Here is a 17,834-nt window from a genome sequence, read left to right as displayed (position 1 = left end):
TTTGCGCTAGATCAGTGCCCGAAGTCCGCGCTGGACGCCGGCATCATGCTATCTAATCCATAGCGATCCCGGGCGGCAAGCGCCTGGGATCGGCTCCCGGCTAAACCAGCCGCTCCTTGTGGAACGTGTCTTCCGCCGACTCCCGCTCGCGGATCAGATGCACCTGGTCGCCGTCGACCAGCACCTCGGCGGCCCGGCCGCGGGTGTTGTAGTTGCTCGACATGCTCATGCAGTACGCGCCGGCCGACAGCACCGCCAGCCGGTCGCCGGCCTGCACCGGGCCCAGGTGGCGGTCGCGGCCGATCCAGTCGCCGCTTTCGCAGATCGGGCCGACCACGTCGTAGGCCGGGCGCTCTGCCGCATCGGGCGTGCGCTCCAACGGCACGATCGCCTGCCAGGCCTGGTACATCGCCGGGCGGGGGAGGTCGTTCATCGCGGCATCGACGATGCAGAAGTTCTTCTGCTCGCCGGGCTTCAGGTAGAGCACCTCTGTCAGGCAGACGCCGGCGTTGCCGACCAGGGAGCGGCCCGGCTCGATCATCAGCTTGCGGTCGCCGTAGCCGCGGGCATCGATCTTGGCGAGCAGCTGGGCCCACAGGGCGTCGGCCGCGGGCGGCGTGTCGCCCTGGTAGTCGATGCCTAGGCCGCCGCCGAAATCGATGTGCTGCAGCCGCGGCACGCCGGCCGCCTCGATGGCGGCCACCAGGTCGAGGATGCGGTCCATCGCATCGAGGTAAGGGCTCTCCTGCGTGATCTGGGAGCCGATGTGGCAGTCGATGCCCACTACGCGCAGTCCGCTCAGCGACGCGGCGCGCTGGTAGGTGGCGACGGTCTCCTCGTGCGCCACGCCGAACTTGTTGCCCTTCAGGCCGGTGGAGATGTAGGGGTGCGTCTGCGGGTCGACGTTCGGGTTGACGCGGATGCTCACCGGCGCCTGCGTGCCCAGCTCCGTCGCCACCTCGTGCAGCACCTCGAGCTCGGCGGTGCTCTCGACGTTGAAGCAGCCGATGCCGGCCTCGAGCGCGGTGCGCATCTCGGCGCGGGTCTTGCCGACGCCCGAGAAGATCACCTTGCGCGGATCGCCGCCGGCGGCGATCACCCGCTTCAATTCGCCGGCCGAGACGATGTCGAAACCGCAGCCCGCGCGGGCGAAGACCTGCAGCACGCCGAGCGAGGAGTTGGCCTTCATCGCATAGCAGATCTGCGCATCGCGGCCGGCGAAGCCGCGCTGGTAGGCGGCCAGCGCGGACAGCATCGACGCCTTGGAATAGGCGAAGAGCGGCGTGCCGTAGCGGGCGGCCAGGTCGGACAGGCGCACCTCTTCCAGGAAGAGCGTGTCGCCGCGGTACGCCAGCTGGGGCTGGCCGGGCAGGGCGGTGAGGGTCATGGGGTGTTGTTGGGTGCCGTGACCGGCGGCATGGTGCTCTCGGGCACCATCATCAGGTCGTACGACTGCTCGGTCATGGGCGGGGTGGCGGGTGCCGCGTTGGTGGCGGCGGCGGATGCGGCCGGTGCGGCGGCCGCCGCGGGCGCGGTGCCCGGCGCGGCCTTCTTCTGCTGCGGATCGCCGGTCACGCGAAACTTCAGCGTCTCGACGAGGGTGGCGCGGTTGGCGGCCGCCGGTCCTTGCGGAAACGCGAGCGGCCCCTTCTGGCCGCAGCCGGCGAGCGCCGCCGCACTGCCGGCAAGGACAAGCGCTCTCACTAGAATTCCGTGGACTTTCAACATCCGCAAATTGTATGACCGACCTCGAATTCCTCGACCGCGCCGAGCACCTCCTCCAGACCGTGGAGGAAAGCTGCGACCGGGTGAACGAGGAGACCGATGCCGACATCGACAGCCAGCGCTCCGGCGGCATGGTCACGCTCACCTTCCGCAACCGCAGCCAGCTGGTGCTGAACATGCAGCGGCCGCTGCACGAGCTGTGGCTGGCGGCGCGCTCCGGCGGCTACCACTTCAAGTGGGACGGCGCCGCCTGGCAAGACACCAAGGGCCAGGGCGAACTCCTCGCCATCCTGCAACGCGAGACCGCCGCCCAGGCCGGCGTGACGATCGGTTTTAACAACACTCCCGGCAACTAGCGAGTCTCCCAAACCAGGTATACCGTGGAACCGGCTCTGCCGGGCCACCGGTATCGCCTCCGGCAGGGGGTAGGCGAAGACACGCAGTGCGCAGCCTGGGGGCGAGCCTAGTTCTTGAAGAGATCCAGAATGCGGTTGCGCTCCTCGGGCGCGGGTGGCGCCTGCTGTGCACCCGGATCGGTCGCGCCGGCGGCGGCCTCGGTGCCCAGGCTCGGGATGCCGCCGTTGCGGGCGTACTCGTCGTAGAACCATTCGCCGCCCACGTTCACCACGCCGGCGGGCGGCTGCATCTCGGCCACCGGCACGCCCTTCAGGGCGTACTCCATGAAGCTGATCCACACCGGCATGCTCAGGCCGCCGCCGGTCTCGCGGTCGCCCAGGTTGCGCGGGGTGTCGTAGCCGATCCAGGAGATGGCGGCCAGCGTCGGCTGGAAGCCGGCGAACCAGGCATCCATCGAATCGTTGGTGGTGCCGGTCTTTCCGTAGATATCGGGCCGCTTCAGGGCCGCCTGGGCGCGGGCGGCGGTGCCGTAGCGCGCGACCGACTGCAGCAGGCTGTCCATCACGAAGGCGTTGCGCGGGTCGATCGTCTGGTTGCTCTGGTCGAGCGGCGGGGGCGTGGTCTCGAGCAGTACGCGGCCCTTCTGGTCGGTCACTTTCGCGATCAGCCACGGATTGACCCGGTGGCCGCCGTTGGCGAAGACCGAGTAGCCCGCGGCCAGCTGCATCGGCGTGACCGCGCCGGCGCCGAGGGCCATCGGCAGGTAGGCCGGGTGCTTGTCGGCATCGAAACCGAAGCGGGTGATCCAGTCCTGGCCGTACTTGGTGCCGATCGACTGCAGGATACGGATCGACACCATGTTCTTTGATTTCTCCAGCGCCTTGCGCATCGACATCGGGCCGTCGAAGGTGCCGCCGTAGTTCTTCGGCTCCCACGGCTGGCCGCCGGTGGTGCCGGCGTCGAAGAACAGCGGGCCGTCGTTGATCACGGTGGCGGGGGTGAATCCCTTCTCGAGCGCGGCCGAATAGATGAAGGGCTTGAAGCTCGATCCCGGCTGGCGCCAGGCCTGCGTCACGTGGTTGAACTTGTTCTTGCCGAAGTCGAAGCCGCCGACCAGGGCCTTGATCGCGCCGGTGCGCGGGTCGAGCGCGACGAAGGCGCCCTCGACCTCGGGAATCTGGGTGATCTCCCAGGTGTCCTTCGGCGTCTTGACGACGCGGACCACCGCGCCGCGCCGCAGCCGGATGTTCGGCGCCGCCTTGTCGCTGAGGCCGGATTGGGCGGGGCGCAGGCCTTCGCCGGTGATCTCGATCCGGTCGCCGCCGGGTCGCATCGCCACGATCTTCTTCGGGCCGGCCTCCAGCACCACCGCGGCCAGCACGTCGCCGTTGTCGGGACGGTCGGCCAGGGCATCGTCGACCGCCTCGTCGAGTTCGCTGCCGCTGGCGGGCAGGGTGACGAACTCCTCGGGGCCGCGGTAGATCTGGCGGCGCTCGTAGTCCATCAGGCCCTTGCGCAGGGCGCGGTAGGCGGCGTCCTGGTCGCCGGCGTTCACCGTCGTGTAGACGTTGAGGCCGCGGGTGTAGGCCTCGTTGCCGTACTGCGAGAAGATCAGCTGTCGCACCATCTCGGCGATGTACTCGGCATGGACCCGGGTGGTGTCGGGGCCGGTGCGGATCTTCAGTTCCTCGGTGCGGGCCTGCTTCGCTTCGTCGCGGGTGATGAAGCCGGCGTCTTCCATCCGGTCGACGATGTAGAGCTGGCGGCCGCGGGCGCGGCGCGGGTTGTTGATCGGGTTGTTGGCGGTGGGGGCCTTGGGCAGGCCGGCCAGCATCGCCGCCTCGGCCACGGTGATCTTCTGCAGCGGCTTGCCGAAGTAGGCCTCGGAGGCCGCGGCGAAGCCGTAGGCCCGGTTGCCCAGGTAGATCTGGTTCATGTAGATCTCGAGGATGCGGTCCTTCGAGAGCATGTGCTCCAGCTTGAAGGTCAGCAGGATTTCGTAGATCTTGCGGGTGAAGGTCTTCTCGGACGACAGGTACACGTTGCGCGCCACCTGCATCGTGATCGTGGAGGCGCCCTGGCTCTTGGCCCGGTTCAGGTTGGCCAGGCCCGCCCGCAGGACGCCCTTGTAGTCGACGCCGCCGTGGCTGTAGAAGCTGGTGTCCTCGGCGGCCAGCACCGCGTCGATCATCACCTTGGGGATGTCGGCGATCGGGGTGAGGTTGCGCCGCTCCTCGCCGAACTCGCCCAGCAGGGCGCCCTCGGTCGAGTACACCCGCAGCGGCAGCTTGGGCCGGTAGTCGGCCAGATCGGAGATGTCGGGCAGGTTGGGGTAGGCCACGGCCAGCGCCACCGCGATGACCAGCACCAGCGATACCGCCCCGGCCACGACCAGCCCCACCATCGCCAGCAGGGCGCGCAACAGCCAGGTGAGCCAGCCCGCCTTGCCGAGCGAGACCAGCTTGTCCTTCTGTGGGCGGCGCGGAGAGCCCTGTGGCGCGTCCGGAGATTTCGGGGAGGAGGGCATGGCGTCTCGCTTGGGGGTAACCGCGCATTATAAAAATTGCGGCAGGGCACGGGCGGCCCTGCCTGCAACCATCGGCCGCCCGAGGGTCGTCGCCCGGGCATATTGCAGAGAACGTATTGTTTTGGCAACGAGCGGCGACAGGCCGGGCACCCGCGCTTGGAGATTCCGAAAAGTTACTGATAGCATCAGTGTGAAGTGTTAGCTTTTGTTGCACTGTCTTTTCCAATTCACTTCAGGGGGCCGACTTGATCTCTTCGGGGTCGCTGTTCAAGCGCCAAGCCGCGCCGCTGCTGGGTATAGACATCAGTTCCTCCAGTGCCAAGCTGGTGGAGCTCGGGCGCAACAAGGGCGGCCAGTGGGTCCTCGAGCGCTGCGCGATCGAACCGCTGGAGCGCGGCTGGATCGTCGACGGCAACGTCGAGAAATTCGACGAGGTCGCCGAGGCGGTGCGCCGCCTGGTCAAGAAGAGCGGCGCCCGCGCCAAGCATGTCGCCCTGGCGCTGCCCTCGTCGGCGGTGATCACCAAGAAGATCGTCCTGCCCGAAGGCCTGAGCGAGCTGGAGCTCGAAGTCCAGGTCGAATCCGAAGCCAGCCAGTACATCCCGTTCTCGCTCGACGAGGTGAGCCTCGATTTCTGCGTGATCGGCCCCAGCGCCGGCTCGCCGGGCGATGTCGAGGTGCTGATCGCCGCCTCCCGCCGCGAGAAGGTCCAGGACCGCCAGGGCCTGGCCGAAGCCGCCGGCCTGAAGCCGGTGGTGCTCGACATCGAATCCTATGCCGCCCGCCTGGCCGCCGGCCGACTGCTGGAGACCCTGCCCGCGCAGGGCGTCGGCGCGGTGGTGGCCCTGTTCAAGATCGGCGGCGCCGCCAGCGGCCTGCAGGTCATCCGCAACGACGAAGTGCTCTACGAGCGCGAGCAGGCGTTCGGCGGCGGCCAGCTCACCCAGCTGATCGTGCGCCAGTACGGCTTCTCGCCGGAAGAGGCCGAATCGAAGAAGCGCAACGCCGAACTGCCCGACGACTACGACACCGCCGTGCTGCGCCCGTTCGTCGACAACATGGCCGCCGAAGTCGTGCGCGCGCTGCAGTTCTTCTTCACCAGCACGCCCTACAACCGGGTCGACCACGTGATGCTGGCCGGTGGCTCCGCGTCGCTCCCCGGCCTGGCCGAGGCGGTCGCCCGCCAGTCGGGCTTCGCCTGCAGCCTCGCCAATCCGTTCGAAGGCATGGAGGTCGGCTCCTCGGTGCGCGCCAAGAAGGCCGTCCAGCAATCCGCCTCCTATCTCACCGCCTGCGGCCTGGCCATGCGGAGGTTCCTGCAGTGATTCTGATCAACCTGCTGCCGCACCGCGAAGCGGCCCGCAAGCGCCGACGCGATGCGTTCAATGCGTCGCTGGTCGCGGCGGCCCTCTTCGGCGTGCTCATCGCCGGCGGCATCTACCTGTGGTACCAGGCCCAGATCGACGACCAGCAGGGCCGCAACCAATTCCTGCAGACCGAGATATCCCGGCTGGAATCGCAGATCAAGGAAATCGCGAATCTCGAATCCGAGATCGCCGCGCTGCGCGCCCGCCAGAAGGCGGTCGAGGACCTGCAGTCCGACCGCAACCTGCAGGTGCACCTGCTCAACGAGCTGGTCAAGCAGCTGCCCGACGGCGTCTACCTCACCGACTTGAAGCAGGTCGAGCAGAACGTCACGATCAAGGGTTCTGCCCAGTCGAACGAGCGGGTGTCCGAACTGCTGCGCAACCTGGGCAGCGGCACGCCGTGGTTCGCCCAGCCGCAGCTGGTGGAAATCGTCACCGGCACGGTCGCGTTGTCGGCGCGGGACCAACGCCGCGTCGCCAACTTCACCATTTCGCTGCGGCTTTTGCGCTCCAGCGAAGTGCAGGCCGCCGCCGCCGCGGCGGAGGCCGCTGCCAAGCGTGCGGCGCCGGCGGCTGCGCCCGCCACCACTCCCGCGGCTGTCCGCCCCTGAGGTTCGCCATGGCCACCCGCAAGTCCCCCAAAGCACCGTCGATCAGGCTCGACCAGCTGTCGCGGCAGTTCCGCAACCTCGACCGCAAGGATCCCTCGCTCTGGCCAGTCGTGCCGCGCGGGCTGCTGTGCCTGTTGCTGGCCGCGGCGGTGGTCGGTGCGCTGTGGTACCTCTGGCTCTCGGATTACCAGACCCAGCTGGAGTCCGAGGTCGCCAAGGAGGAGACCCTGCGCAAGGACTACCAGGTCAAGCTCGCCAAGGCGGTCAACCTCGAAGCCTTGAAGCAGCAGCGCGAGCAGGTCCAGCAGTACGTGCTCCAGCTCGAGAAGCAGTTGCCCAGCAAGTCCGAGATGTCGGCGCTGCTGTCGGACATCAACCAGGCCGGCCTGGGCCGCAGCCTGCAGTTCGAACTGTTCCGCCCCGGCGAGATCCGGGTGCGCGAGTACTACGCCGAGCTGCCGATCGCGGTGCGGGTCACTGGCCGCTACCACGACATGGGCGCCTTCGCTTCCGACATCGCCCATCTTTCCCGGATCGTGACGCTCAACAATCTCTCGATTTCGCCTGCCAAGGAAAAAGACAAGGAAGGTCTCGTGATGGACGTGACCGCGCGCACTTTCCGCTATCTCGACGCGGACGAGATCGCCGCCCAGCGCAAGGCGACGGCTGCACCGGGGGCCGCCAAATGATGCGTCGCGTCGGTTTCTTCGCCGTGTGCGCGGCGCTCCTCGGTGGCTGCGCCGGATCGGGCCAGGAGGAAATCCAGGCCTGGATGAACGAGCAGAAGGCGCAGACGCGGCCCCGCATCACGCCGCTGACCGAACCCAAGCAGTTCACGCCGCAGGACTACACCCAGCAGAACACGGTCGATCCGTTCAATGCGGAGAAGCTCACGCAGGCCCTGCGCCGCGATTCCTCCCGCTCTTCGGCCAACGAGGCGCTGATCACGCCCGAGATGCAGCGCCGCAAGGAGCCGCTCGAAGCATTCCCGCTCGATGCGATGGCCATGGTCGGCAGCATGGTCAAGGCCGGCAAGCCGGTCGGGCTGGTCCGGGCGAACAACCTGCTCTACCAGGTGCGCGTAGGCGAGTACCTCGGCCAGAACTTCGGCCGGGTGTTGAAGATTACGGAAACCGAAATTACGTTGCGCGAGATCGTGCCCGACGCCACCGGCGACTGGGTGGAACGCGTCACGAGCTTGCAGCTGCAGGAAAGGTCGAAATGAAAAACTGGTCCCGGCGGATGCAGAGCACCATGCTCTGCGGCGCATTGTTCGCTGCAACCCTGCTTCACGGCATCGCGGCGCACGCGCAAGGCGCGATCCAATCCATCTCCGGCTCGGTGCAGGGCGGGTCGGAAATCCTGCGGGTCGATTTCTCGGAGCCGCTCGCGGCCGTGCCGACCGGCTTCGCGATCCAGTCGCCCGCGCGTATCGCGCTCGACTTTCCGGGCACCACCAACGGCCTGGGCCGCAACGCGGTCGAGCTCAACCAGGGCAATCTGCGGTCGGCCATGGTGGTGGAGGCGGGCGACCGCACCCGCGTCGTGCTCAACCTGAAAGTGGCGACGACCTACACCGCGCAGATCCAGGGGCGCTCGCTGCTGGTATCGCTGGCGCCTGCGGCGCCCGCTGCCGTTGCGTCCCAAACCCGTGCCACCTTTGCCGAACCGTCGACTTCTGACGTGGCGGCCCTGCGCGACATCGATTTCCGCCGGGCCGACGACGCCACCGGCCGTATCGTCGTGACCTTGCCGAGCAACCAGGTCGGTGTCGACCTGCGCCAGCAGGGCCCCGCGCTGGTGGTCGATTTCCTGCAGACCTCGATGCCCGAAGGCCTGCGCCGCAAGCTGGACGTGTCCGACTTCGGCACGCCGGTCCAGACCATCTCGACGACGCAGGTCGGCGAGCGGGTGCGCATGACGATCCAGCCGCGCGGCGACTGGGAGCACAGCGCCTACCAGAGCGACAACCAGTTCGTGATCGAAGTGCGTCCGAAGAAGACCGACTTCAACAAGCTGTCCCAGGGCCCCGGTTTCTCGGGCGAGAAGCTGTCGCTGAACTTTCAGAGCATCGAGGTGCGCTCGCTGCTGCAGGTGATCGCCGATTTCACCAACTTCAACATCGTCACCTCGGACACCGTCGTCGGCACGCTCACGCTGCGCCTGAAGGACGTTCCGTGGGACCAGGCGCTCCAGATCATCATGGACGCCAAGGGCCTCGGCATGCGCAAGAACGGCACCGTGCTGTGGATCGCGCCGAAGGACGAAATCGATGCACGGACCAAGAAGGATCTGGAAGCCGAATTGGCGATCCAGAAGCTGGAGCCGCTGCGTACGCAGGCATTCCAGCTGAACTACGCCAAGGCGATCGAGATGGTGCCGCAGCTGCTGGGCGTCGGAATTCCCGGTTCGGGCATCCCCACCGGCGGTACCAACAACGCGCGGTTCCTGACCGAGCGTGGGAGTGCCATCGCCGAGCCGCGTACCAACCAGCTGTTCGTGACCGACACCGGCGCCAAGCTGGTCCAGGTACAGGAGCTGATTTCTCGTCTGGACCGTGCCGTGCGGCAGGTGCTGATCGAAGCGCGCATCGTCGAAGCCTCGGACACCTTCAGCCGGCAGTTGGGCGTCCGCCTGGGCGGCGGCGACCTGCGCGCCCAGAACGGCGGCAACGGCGGCTACCAGCTCAGCGGCGACAACCGGGTCGCGATCGGCACCGGCTATGCCAACGCAGTGGCTTCGGCCGGTGCGGGCGGCACGGTCAACACGAGCGGCAACTTCGTCAACCTGCCGGTGGTCTCCAGCACCAACGGCTCCGCCGCCACCTTCGGCCTGTCGATCTTCAACTCGGCAGCAAACCGGTTCCTGGCGCTGGAACTGTCGGCCCTGGAAGCGGACGGCAAGGGCAAAGTGGTGTCGAGCCCCCGCGTGGTGACGGCCGACCAGGTCAAGGCGCTGATCGAGCAAGGTACCGAGTATCCCTACCAGCAGAACGCCGGTGGCCTGACCGGCGGCACCTCCATCGCGTTCCGCAAGGCCGTGCTCAAGCTGGAAGTGATCCCGCAAATCACCCCGGAAGGAAATATCATTCTCGACCTCGACCTCGACATCACCCGCGACTCGCGTGGCGAGACGACGTCGAGCGGTATCGCCATCAACACCAAGCACGTCAAGACGCAAGTGGTGGTCGAGAACGGCGGCACGGTGGTAATCGGTGGAATTTTCGAACTGAACGAGACGGTGGACGAGACCAAGGTCCCCTTGCTGGGCGATATCCCGATCGCCGGCAACCTGTTCAAGAACCGCTCGCGGATTTCGAACAAGACGGAAATGCTGGTGTTCATCACGCCGAAAATGATCGCGGACCGCACGGCTGCGCGCTGAGACTGACATCGACCGAAGGGGAAGGGACCTACCTATGAAACAAATCAAGAACATAGCTGCTTTGGCTATCACAACGGCTCTCATCGCGGGTTGTGGCGGCGGCGGGGGCAGTTCCGGAACGCCGGGCCTGGGGGGTGGTACGGGCACCGGTGGTACTACGACGCCTGTTGCAACTGCAACTTTGGTTGTCACGGGCGCTGATGCCAACGGGGTTGAATCGACCAGCCGGGTGCTCTCTCTAACGCAGCCATTTTTCATCAAGGCTACTGTCAAAAACGCCGCTGGTGTTCCGGTCAAATCTCAGCGGGTTGTTGTTGCGCTCGATAGTACGCAGGCTGTACTGCCGGTGGCATCCAGTCAGCTAACCGACGACAACGGAGTCGCACTGATACGCGTCGCACCTGCTTCTGTCAGTTCGGTAGGCGTGGTGCGCGCCACGGTGACGGCGGATGTGGCGGGAGCAACGCTCACGCAAACTTATGATCTGACCATCACCGCAGGTACCGTGGCGCTGCAAGGATTGACCGTGTCGCCAACATCAGTGCAAAGCGGTCAGTCGGTGAGCGTAAGTGTCAATGTATTGGTCAATGGCCAAGCTGCCACATCCAATTCGGCGTCGGTTGTTTTCAGCAGTTCCTGCGGAACTGTTTCCCCGGCAAGTTCTGCCGTCGATAACAACGGGAAGGCCAGCGCGGTCATTCAAACGACTAACGTTGGCAGTTGCACTGTCAATGCCCAAGCGGGCACCGTCAATGCATCTGCTGGCTATACCGTGACTGCGCCACCCACGACCGGTGTTCAGTTCGTGAGTGCGGCCCCCACGCTCATTTACCAGACCGGCTCTCCAGGCGTAAGCCGTTCGATCGTGAGTTTCCGGGTCGTAAACGCTGTCGGTAGTGCAGTTGCAGGGCAGGATGTCAGTGCCGTGCTAACCAATACCGACGGCGGTATCAATTTCTGCGGTGCTCCATCGGTGGCGACGTCGGGCGCTGACGGCGTGGTGTCTTATTCGGTGTGCGCCGGTACGCTGCCCGCAACTGTTCAGGTTCGGGCCTCGCTGGTAAGCGCGCCAGCCTTGTTTGCGGCCTCCAACCTGTTGACCATCCAGACCGGTCTGCCGACTCAGCGGTTTTTCGACATATCTACTACTCAGTTCAACTTCTATGCTGGGGGACAGTTCACTGATCAGTTCAACGGGAACAGCGTAGGCATCTCCGTTTTTGCAGCAGACCGTCAGGGTAACCCTGTTCCGGATGGGACGCCGGTAGTGCTCGTTGCGGAAGGTGGTCAACTCAACACCGCCGGCGCAAGCAGCTGTGTGATATCTGGCGGCCGTTGCACGGTGACGCTGATTGGCCAGAATTACCGTCCATTGGGATCTTCTGCTCCGAATGGGGATCCTCGCCCAGGCCGCGTAACCATCCTGGCATATGCTGACGGCGAAGAAGACTTTATCGACGCCAATAACAACAACCGGTACGACAGTGGCGAAAAGTTTGAGGACATGGGCATCCCGTTCCTCGACAAGGACGAAAACAAGACGTTCACGCCGGCTTACAAGAATCTGGTTACCGGTACGGATGAAGGTGAAGTGACCTATCCGATTCAGGCGTCGGCGGTTGGAACCCAGGCTTGCTCATCCAACACCAATGTTGGTCTTTCCCAAGCCAATACATGTAATGGCAAGTGGGACGGATACGGAAAGGTTCGTCGATCGATCACTGTCGTATTTTCGGGTGGCGAGATTGGTTCCCCTAACAGTTACGACGCGACCATTCCGGCTAACAAGCGAACTGCACTGCTGAGTCTTTCGAGCAGCGGCTTCGACATTCGTTTGGCTGACCTCGACGGCAATCCACTGCCTGCAGATGCCGGCCTTTCAGTGTCTGTTGTGGGAACGGCCGGAACCTGTGTCCCGACGATTGGCGGCACCGCCATCGGTAGCAGTATTGAGCCTACCGAGCACCGTGTAACGTTGGCAGGCTGTGCTTCGGGTCAAACTATTGCAGTGAAGGTGGCGGTGACGTCGGGCTCGATCAACAAGACATCGCAAATCAACGTTACGGTGCCTTGACCTGAGCAACGCGAGCGCCATCGCCTTGGTGGGTCTTCCCGGATCCGGGAAATCCACCATCGGCCGCCAGTTGGCCCACCACCTCGGCCTGCAGTTCCTCGACACTGACCATGTGATCGAGCAGCGGCTGGGCTGCAGTGTGCTCTCGTATTTCGAACAGGAGGGTGAAGCCGCCTTTCGCCTGCTCGAAAGCGAAGTGCTGCGGGAACTGTGTGGCCGGACGGCCGTGGTTTTGGCGACAGGCGGCGGCGCGGTCCTCAGGGCCGAGAATCGGCAATCGTTGCGGCGGGCGGGTCGGGTTATCTACCTGCACTCCGCACCGGAAAATCTGTTTCGGCGGCTGCGCCATGACCGCACCCGGCCACTGCTGCAGGTCGATGATCCGATGCAGCGGCTGAAGTCTCTGTACCACGACCGCGATCCGTTGTACCGCGAAATCGCGCATGAAATCATCGAGACGGGCAGGTTGCCGGCCAGCGTGCTGGTGCAATCGCTCGTCGGCCCCGGCCGTCCGCACGCTTGACTTCAGAGATGGTGCGCTTCCTGGGTCCGTAGCATCTGCAACTACGGCCTGCCGTGCCCTGGCGCATTCGAGCTGCTTTCCGGTCGCAGGTCGAAGGAATGGCGGGTATACGCTGACCTCTTACACTGGCTCCCGGCCCGATCTCACGGCCATACCTTTGCTGCTGTCTGAAACCAGCTGTCGCCGGTTTCCTGCCGGATTCGCCCCCTCCTTTCGTCGCCTATCAGGCTTAGTGTTCGATGCCCGCAAATGCTTCCGTCTTTTCATATCCGGCAGTACCGCTGTCTTCCGTGACTGCAAAGCCAGTAGAAGAGGTGCGGATCGACTTCGGTCCGCGCAGCTACGGCATCGCAATCGGCCCGGGCCTGCTCGGGGCCCCGCAGACGTATGGCGATCTTCCACGTGCCGGTACTGCGCTGATCGTCACCAACCCCACCGTCGCGCCGCTGTATGAAGCGCGCCTGCGTGCCGCGCTCGCGCCGCAGTACGCTCAGCTGCACACGGTCTCGCTGCCCGACGGCGAAAGCCACAAGACCTGGGAATCGCTGAACCTCGTCTTCGACACGCTGCTCGCCAACGCCTGCGATCGCAAGACCGTCCTTTTCGCCCTCGGCGGCGGGGTCGTGGGCGATATGACCGGCTTCGCGGCCGCCTGCTATATGCGCGGCGTGCCCTTCGTACAGGTGCCGACCACGCTGCTGGCCCAGGTGGATTCGTCGGTGGGCGGGAAGACGGCGATCAACCATCCGCTGGGCAAGAACATGATCGGCGCGTTCTACCAGCCGCAACTGGTGGTGTGCGATCTCGACACATTGCGCACCCTGCCGCCGCGCGAGATCAGCGCGGGCCTGGCCGAGGTCATCAAGTACGGCCCGATCTACGACATGGACTTCTTCGACTGGATCGAGTCGAACGTCGATGCGCTGCGGGCCTGCGAGGTCGACGCACTGGCCTATGCGGTGCGCCGCAGCTGCGAGATCAAGGCGACCGTGGTGGCGGCCGACGAGCGCGAGACCGGGCTGCGGGCGATCCTGAACTTCGGCCACACCTTCGGCCACGCGATCGAGGCGGGCATGGGCTACGGCAACTGGCTGCACGGCGAAGGCGTCGGCTGCGGCATGGTGATGGCCGCCCACCTGTCGCAGCGGCTGGGGCTGGTCGATGCCGCCTTCGTCGAGCGGCTGACGGCGCTGGTGGTGCGTGCCGGCCTGCCGGTCGTCGGACCGGTGCTGAATGCGGCCGACAACGCGGGCCGCTACCTCGACCTGATGCAGGTCGACAAGAAAGCCGAAGGCGGCGAAATCCGTTTCGTGCTGATCGACGGCCCCGGTCGCGCGGTGGTGCGGTCGGCGCCGGACGCGCTGGTGCGCCAGGTGATCGACGCGTGCTGCGTGCCGGCGTGATGCTGGCACCGTACGCCAGCGACCCCTACCGGAGCCGCGGCCGGCGTTTTGCCGAGATACCCGCGCCCACCCGTACCGATTTCCAGCGCGACCGCGACCGGATCGTGCATTCCACCGCATTCCGGCGGCTGGTCTACAAGACGCAGGTATTCCTGAACCACGAGGGCGATTTATTTCGCACGCGGCTGACCCATTCGCTGGAGGTGGCGCAGCTCGGCCGGTCGATCGCACGGTCGTTGCGGCTCAACGAGGACCTGGTCGAAGGCATCGCGCTGGCGCACGACCTGGGCCACACGCCGTTCGGGCATGCCGGCCAGGACGAGCTGGATGCCTGCATGGCCGGCCACGGCGGCTTCGAGCACAACCTGCAGAGCCTGCGGGTGGTCGACCTGCTGGAAGAGCGCTACCCCGACTATGACGGGCTGAACCTCTGCTTCGAGATGCGCGAAGGCATCCTCAAGCACTGTTCGCGCGCGAATGCCGAGCGGATCGACGCGCAGGAGCCTGGCGGTGTCGCGCGTCGGTTCCTCGACCGCACCCAGCCGAGCCTGGAGGCGCAGCTCTGCAACCTGGCCGACGAGATCGCCTACAACGCGCACGACATCGACGACGGCGTGCGCTCGGGCCTGATCACGCTGGAGCAACTCGATGCGGTGCCGCTCTTCGCCCGCTACCGCGACGAGGCGCTGGCTGCCCATCCGTCGCTGGCGGCAGATGGCGCCAGGCGGCGCCTGCTGCACGAGACGATCCGCCGGATGCTCAGCGCGCAGGTCTACGACGTGATCGATGCCACCGGCGTCGCGGTAGGCCATGCGGCGCCGCCGACGGCCGATGCCGCGCGCCAGGGTTCGCCGCTGGTGCGTTTCGGCGACGCGATGCGCCGCGAATCGACCGCGCTCAAGCGTTTCCTGTTCCAGGACCTCTACCGGCATCCTCAGGTGATGGCCACCACCGGCCATGCACGGCGGGTGGTGCGGGAGTTGTTCGATGCCTACCGCTCGGCACCGGGCGAGATGCGGGCCAGCCCGAACGCTCGTGCGCATGCGAGCGACGGCGAAGGGCCGATGTCGCCCGAGCGCGTGGTGGCCGACTACGTGGCCGGCATGACCGACCGCTTCGCCACCCGCGAGCACGAGCGGCTCACCGGCATCCGCCTCTTCCCCTAGCGCGGGCAGGGCTCCGGCCGCGGCGGGACCGCGAAAGTGCGGCGCACCGTAAAATTCGCGCCCCTGCGAGCGGTGCATCTGCCGTCCGCCGAATCCTTCCTGGTGACCGCCGTGCCCCTTCCTGTTTCCGATTCCGCGCCGGTCGCCTGCGACGAGGCCGCCATCGCCGATACCCGGCGCTGGCTGGAGCGCGCCGTGATCGGGCTCAACCTGTGTCCTTTCGCCAAGGCGGTCCATGCCAAGGCGCAGGTGCGGTACGCCGCCTGCGCCACGGCGTCGGAAGGCGATCTGCTGGACGCATTGGAATCCGAAGCGAAAAGCCTCGTAGCCGAAGACCCGCGCCGGCTGGACACTACACTTTTGATAGCGACAGGCTGTCTGAGAGATTTTCTGGATTTCAACGATTTTCTCGGCCGCGCCGAGCGCCGTCTGCGGCGCGCCGGGTTCGACGGCGTGCTGCAGCTGGCCAGCTTCCATCCCGATTACTGCTTCGCCGGCACCGAGCCCGACGATGTGACCAACTGCACCAACCGCGCACCCTGGCCGACCCTGCACCTGTTGCGGGAGACCAGCCTCGACCGGGCGGTGGAAGCGTTTCCGGAGGCCGAAGCGATCTACGAGCGCAACATGGAGACGCTGGAGCGGATCGGATCCGCCGGCTGGTCGGCGCTCGACGTATCGGCCGGCGCCGCGCACCGTGCCGCAGGGGAGGGTGTATGAACAAGACCGCACGCCCTCTGCACAAGGCGCCCGCACGCGGCGCACCGCCGGCACCGTCGGTGGCCGACGAACTGCGTCCCGGGCAGTCGATCGAGCTGCTGCAGGAACTGCACATCCTCACCCGCGACGGCCGGCTGAACCAGGATTCGCGCCGCAAGCTGAAGCAGGTCTACCACCTCTTCCAGTTCATCGAGACGCTGCTGAAGGAACTGCCCGAGGGCGGCGCCGGCGCCACGCTGGCCGACCATGGGGCGGGCAAGTCCTACCTCGGCTTCATCGTCTACGACCTGTTCTTCAAGGCCCTCGGGTCGGGCCATATCTACGGCATCGAGACCCGTGCCGAACTGGTGCAGAAGTCGCAGGCCCTCGCGGCGCGACTGGGGTTCGATCGCATGTCCTTCCTTCCGCTGAGCGTGGCCGAATCGACCACCTCCGACGCCTTGCCGGCGCGGATCGACATGGTCACCGCCCTGCATGCCTGCGATACCGCCACCGACGACGCGATCGACTTCGGCCTGGCCAAGAACGCGCGTTGCATGGTGCTGGTGCCCTGCTGCCAGGCGGAAGCCGCCGCGTGCCTACGCCAGAACAAGGCCCTGGCGCTGGCCCGCACGCCGCTGGCAGAGCTGTGGCGCCATCCGCTGCACACCCGCGAACTCGGCAGCCAGATCACCAACGTGCTGCGCTGCCTGTACCTGGAGGCCAGCGGCTACCAGGTCACCGTGACCGAACTGGTCGGCTGGGAGCACAGCATGAAGAACGAGCTGATCGTGGCCCGCTGGACCGGTCAGAAGAAGCGCAGCGCTGCCAAACGGCTCCATGCGATCCTGGAGCAGTTCGGGTTGCAGGCGCTGGCGGAAACCCGTTTTGCGCGGGTGCCGATGCCCGTCTGAGCGCCGGGACCTCCCGCATATCCGGCTGGTGCCCGCGGTTGTTGGTCGGCGGTTCCGAGGTCGCGTGGTCCCACATCCGAATAGGTAAGCAAAGCGGTTCCCGGCCGGCTATCCATAAGGACCTTGCGCTACTAAAAATGTAGCATTTGCGTTCCAGCAGGTGCTGGATCCGTGACTGCCTGGCAACTGCTCGGTTGCGCAGGCCGGCCCCGGCGGCGAGTCACTCCCTATCATCGCGCCATGGCCCGTCTCGCCCGTCTGACCGTTGCCGGTCTTCCCCACCATGTGATGCTGCGCGGCAACGACGGCGTGCCGATCGTCCGCGACGATGCGGACCGGGCGTTCATGGTGCACCTGCTGGCCGACCATGCGGCGGCGTTCGGCATCGCAGTGCATGCGTACACGCTGCTCGACAACCGGCTGCAGCTCCTGGTGACGCCCGAGGGGTCCGAGAGCGGGTTGCCGGGCTGGATGCAGGCCGTCGGCCGGCGGTACGTGCGGTATTTCAACGACCGGCACGGCCGCACCGGCACGTTGTGGGAGGGCCGCTACCGGTCGACGGTGGTGGAGGCCGGCCGCTACCTGCTGCCCTGCATGGTGGCGATCGACCTGGCTGCCGTGCATGCGCAGCTGACCCTCCGGCCGGCCGACCACGGCTGGTCGAGCCACCGGCACTGGATCGGGCAGGTGCAGGAACGCTGGCTCAAGCCGCATCCGGTGGTGTGGGACCTCGGCAACACGCCGTTCGCGCGCGAGGCGGCCTATGCGGCACTGGTCGAAGCAGGACTCTCTGCCGCCGACCGGGAGCGGATCGAGAGCGACACGCAGCGTGGATGGGCGATGGGGTCGCCGGAATTCGCTGCGGCCTTGCAGGCGCAAACGGCGCGCCGGGTGACGCGTGCACGCGCCGGGCGCCCGCCGGGCCGGCCGAACGCCTCCATCTGATTCGATGGCAAAAGCTCTCTTCTCTACCTCGCGAATTTGATGTGTCCCCTATTATTTTCCGATGAAAATATTCAACTATTATTTGGAATCTGACCCCATTTAAATAGTTTGGCTTCTTTGTTGCATCGCACTATGCTTC

The 17,834-nt window shown here is 66.0% G+C and carries 16 protein-coding genes; 13 read left to right on the top strand and 3 right to left on the bottom strand.

Going from position 1 to position 17,834, the window contains the following annotated elements:
• Nucleotides 1-100 precede the first annotated feature (100 nt).
• Both lysA and ASE76_RS20100 read right to left on the bottom strand, forming a co-directional pair.
• Entirely contained in the window at nt 101-1,387 is a 1,287-nt protein-coding gene (lysA, locus tag ASE76_RS13415) for a diaminopimelate decarboxylase (RefSeq protein ID WP_055840286.1), read from the bottom strand.
• Complete coding sequence (locus tag ASE76_RS20100) at nt 1,384-1,704, bottom strand: lipoprotein (protein ID WP_236698434.1); 321 nt, start codon at nt 1,702-1,704, stop codon at nt 1,384-1,386. Before ASE76_RS20100 ends, lysA begins: the two co-directional genes overlap by 4 nt.
• A 35-nt stretch (nt 1,705-1,739) precedes the next feature.
• On the opposite strand from ASE76_RS20100, the gene cyaY reads away from it, so the two are divergent.
• Nucleotides 1,740-2,081, top strand: a complete 342-nt coding sequence (gene cyaY, locus ASE76_RS13405) for an iron donor protein CyaY (RefSeq protein WP_055840284.1) — start codon at nt 1,740-1,742, stop codon at nt 2,079-2,081.
• Nucleotides 2,082-2,188: 107 nt separating this feature from the next.
• Here the strand turns inward: cyaY and ASE76_RS13400 are convergent, their stop codons facing one another.
• Nucleotides 2,189-4,609 carry a penicillin-binding protein 1A gene (locus tag ASE76_RS13400; RefSeq protein ID WP_082448476.1) on the bottom strand — a complete coding sequence of 807 codons (2,421 nt, stop codon included), beginning with the start codon at nt 4,607-4,609 and terminating at the stop codon, nt 2,189-2,191.
• Between the two features lie 245 nt (nt 4,610-4,854).
• On the opposite strand from ASE76_RS13400, the gene ASE76_RS13395 reads away from it, so the two are divergent.
• The 12 genes from ASE76_RS13395 (at nt 4,855) to ASE76_RS13345 (ending at nt 17,695) form a co-directional block, all read left to right on the top strand.
• Nucleotides 4,855-5,934 carry a pilus assembly protein PilM gene (locus ASE76_RS13395; protein ID WP_055840281.1) on the top strand — a complete coding sequence of 360 codons (1,080 nt, stop codon included), beginning with the start codon at nt 4,855-4,857 and terminating at the stop codon, nt 5,932-5,934.
• Nucleotides 5,931-6,587 (top strand): PilN domain-containing protein, encoded by a 657-nt coding sequence (locus ASE76_RS13390; protein ID WP_055840279.1) that lies wholly within the window; start codon nt 5,931-5,933, stop codon nt 6,585-6,587. Before ASE76_RS13395 ends, ASE76_RS13390 begins: the two co-directional genes overlap by 4 nt.
• An 8-nt stretch (nt 6,588-6,595) precedes the next feature.
• Nucleotides 6,596-7,276 (top strand): type 4a pilus biogenesis protein PilO, encoded by a 681-nt coding sequence (locus tag ASE76_RS13385; protein WP_055840277.1) that lies wholly within the window; start codon nt 6,596-6,598, stop codon nt 7,274-7,276.
• Nucleotides 7,273-7,812, top strand: a complete 540-nt coding sequence (locus ASE76_RS13380) for a pilus assembly protein PilP (protein WP_055840275.1) — start codon at nt 7,273-7,275, stop codon at nt 7,810-7,812. The genes ASE76_RS13385 and ASE76_RS13380 overlap by 4 nt, the downstream gene beginning before the upstream one ends.
• Nucleotides 7,809-9,971 (top strand): type IV pilus secretin family protein, encoded by a 2,163-nt coding sequence (gene pilQ / locus ASE76_RS13375; protein ID WP_055840274.1) that lies wholly within the window; start codon nt 7,809-7,811, stop codon nt 9,969-9,971. Before ASE76_RS13380 ends, pilQ begins: the two co-directional genes overlap by 4 nt.
• 34 nt (nt 9,972-10,005) lie before the next feature.
• A complete protein-coding gene (locus ASE76_RS20670; protein ID WP_156362750.1) occupies nt 10,006-12,045 on the top strand; it encodes a hypothetical protein in 2,040 nt (679 codons plus the stop codon).
• A 28-nt stretch (nt 12,046-12,073) separates the two neighbouring features.
• Nucleotides 12,074-12,568 carry a shikimate kinase gene (locus ASE76_RS13370; RefSeq protein WP_055840497.1) on the top strand — a complete coding sequence of 165 codons (495 nt, stop codon included), beginning with the start codon at nt 12,074-12,076 and terminating at the stop codon, nt 12,566-12,568.
• 290 nt (nt 12,569-12,858) lie between these two features.
• Nucleotides 12,859-13,971, top strand: a complete 1,113-nt coding sequence (gene aroB / locus ASE76_RS13365) for a 3-dehydroquinate synthase (RefSeq protein WP_236698433.1) — start codon at nt 12,859-12,861, stop codon at nt 13,969-13,971.
• Nucleotides 13,968-15,137, top strand: coding sequence for a deoxyguanosinetriphosphate triphosphohydrolase (locus tag ASE76_RS13360; RefSeq protein ID WP_055840495.1), 1,170 nt, complete (start codon nt 13,968-13,970; stop codon nt 15,135-15,137). The genes aroB and ASE76_RS13360 overlap by 4 nt, the downstream gene beginning before the upstream one ends.
• A 102-nt stretch (nt 15,138-15,239) precedes the next feature.
• Nucleotides 15,240-15,857, top strand: a complete 618-nt coding sequence (locus tag ASE76_RS13355) for a DUF1415 domain-containing protein (RefSeq protein WP_369793411.1) — start codon at nt 15,240-15,242, stop codon at nt 15,855-15,857.
• The gene (locus ASE76_RS13350; protein ID WP_082448472.1) at nt 15,854-16,750 is read left to right on the top strand and encodes an SAM-dependent methyltransferase; all 897 of its coding nucleotides are present in this window, start codon (nt 15,854-15,856) and stop codon (nt 16,748-16,750) included. The genes ASE76_RS13355 and ASE76_RS13350 overlap by 4 nt, the downstream gene beginning before the upstream one ends.
• Nucleotides 16,751-16,990: 240 nt before the next feature.
• A complete protein-coding gene (locus tag ASE76_RS13345) occupies nt 16,991-17,695 on the top strand; it encodes a transposase (RefSeq protein ID WP_055840269.1) in 705 nt (234 codons plus the stop codon).
• The last annotated feature ends 139 nt before the right edge of the window (nt 17,696-17,834 follow it).

This window comes from Xylophilus sp. Leaf220 (assembly GCF_001421705.1).
Lineage (GTDB): Bacteria > Pseudomonadota > Gammaproteobacteria > Burkholderiales > Burkholderiaceae_C > Xylophilus.
The sequence above is the reverse complement of the archived record's forward strand: the minus strand, read 5'-3'. Positions and strand labels throughout refer to the sequence as shown.

Excerpts from the sequence above, each read along its gene's own strand:
- lysA (WP_055840286.1), bottom strand. The coding sequence starts at position 1,387 with ATGACCCTCACCGCCCTGCCCGGCCAGCCCCAGCTGGCGTACCGCGGC.
- cyaY (WP_055840284.1), top strand. The coding sequence starts at position 1,740 with ATGACCGACCTCGAATTCCTCGACCGCGCCGAGCACCTCCTCCAGACC.
- ASE76_RS13400 (WP_082448476.1), bottom strand. The coding sequence starts at position 4,609 with ATGCCCTCCTCCCCGAAATCTCCGGACGCGCCACAGGGCTCTCCGCGC.
- ASE76_RS13385 (WP_055840277.1), top strand. The coding sequence starts at position 6,596 with ATGGCCACCCGCAAGTCCCCCAAAGCACCGTCGATCAGGCTCGACCAG.
- ASE76_RS13380 (WP_055840275.1), top strand. The coding sequence starts at position 7,273 with ATGATGCGTCGCGTCGGTTTCTTCGCCGTGTGCGCGGCGCTCCTCGGT.
- pilQ (WP_055840274.1), top strand. The coding sequence starts at position 7,809 with ATGAAAAACTGGTCCCGGCGGATGCAGAGCACCATGCTCTGCGGCGCA.
- ASE76_RS20670 (WP_156362750.1), top strand. The coding sequence starts at position 10,006 with ATGAAACAAATCAAGAACATAGCTGCTTTGGCTATCACAACGGCTCTC.
- ASE76_RS13350 (WP_082448472.1), top strand. The coding sequence starts at position 15,854 with ATGAACAAGACCGCACGCCCTCTGCACAAGGCGCCCGCACGCGGCGCA.
- ASE76_RS13345 (WP_055840269.1), top strand. The coding sequence starts at position 16,991 with ATGGCCCGTCTCGCCCGTCTGACCGTTGCCGGTCTTCCCCACCATGTG.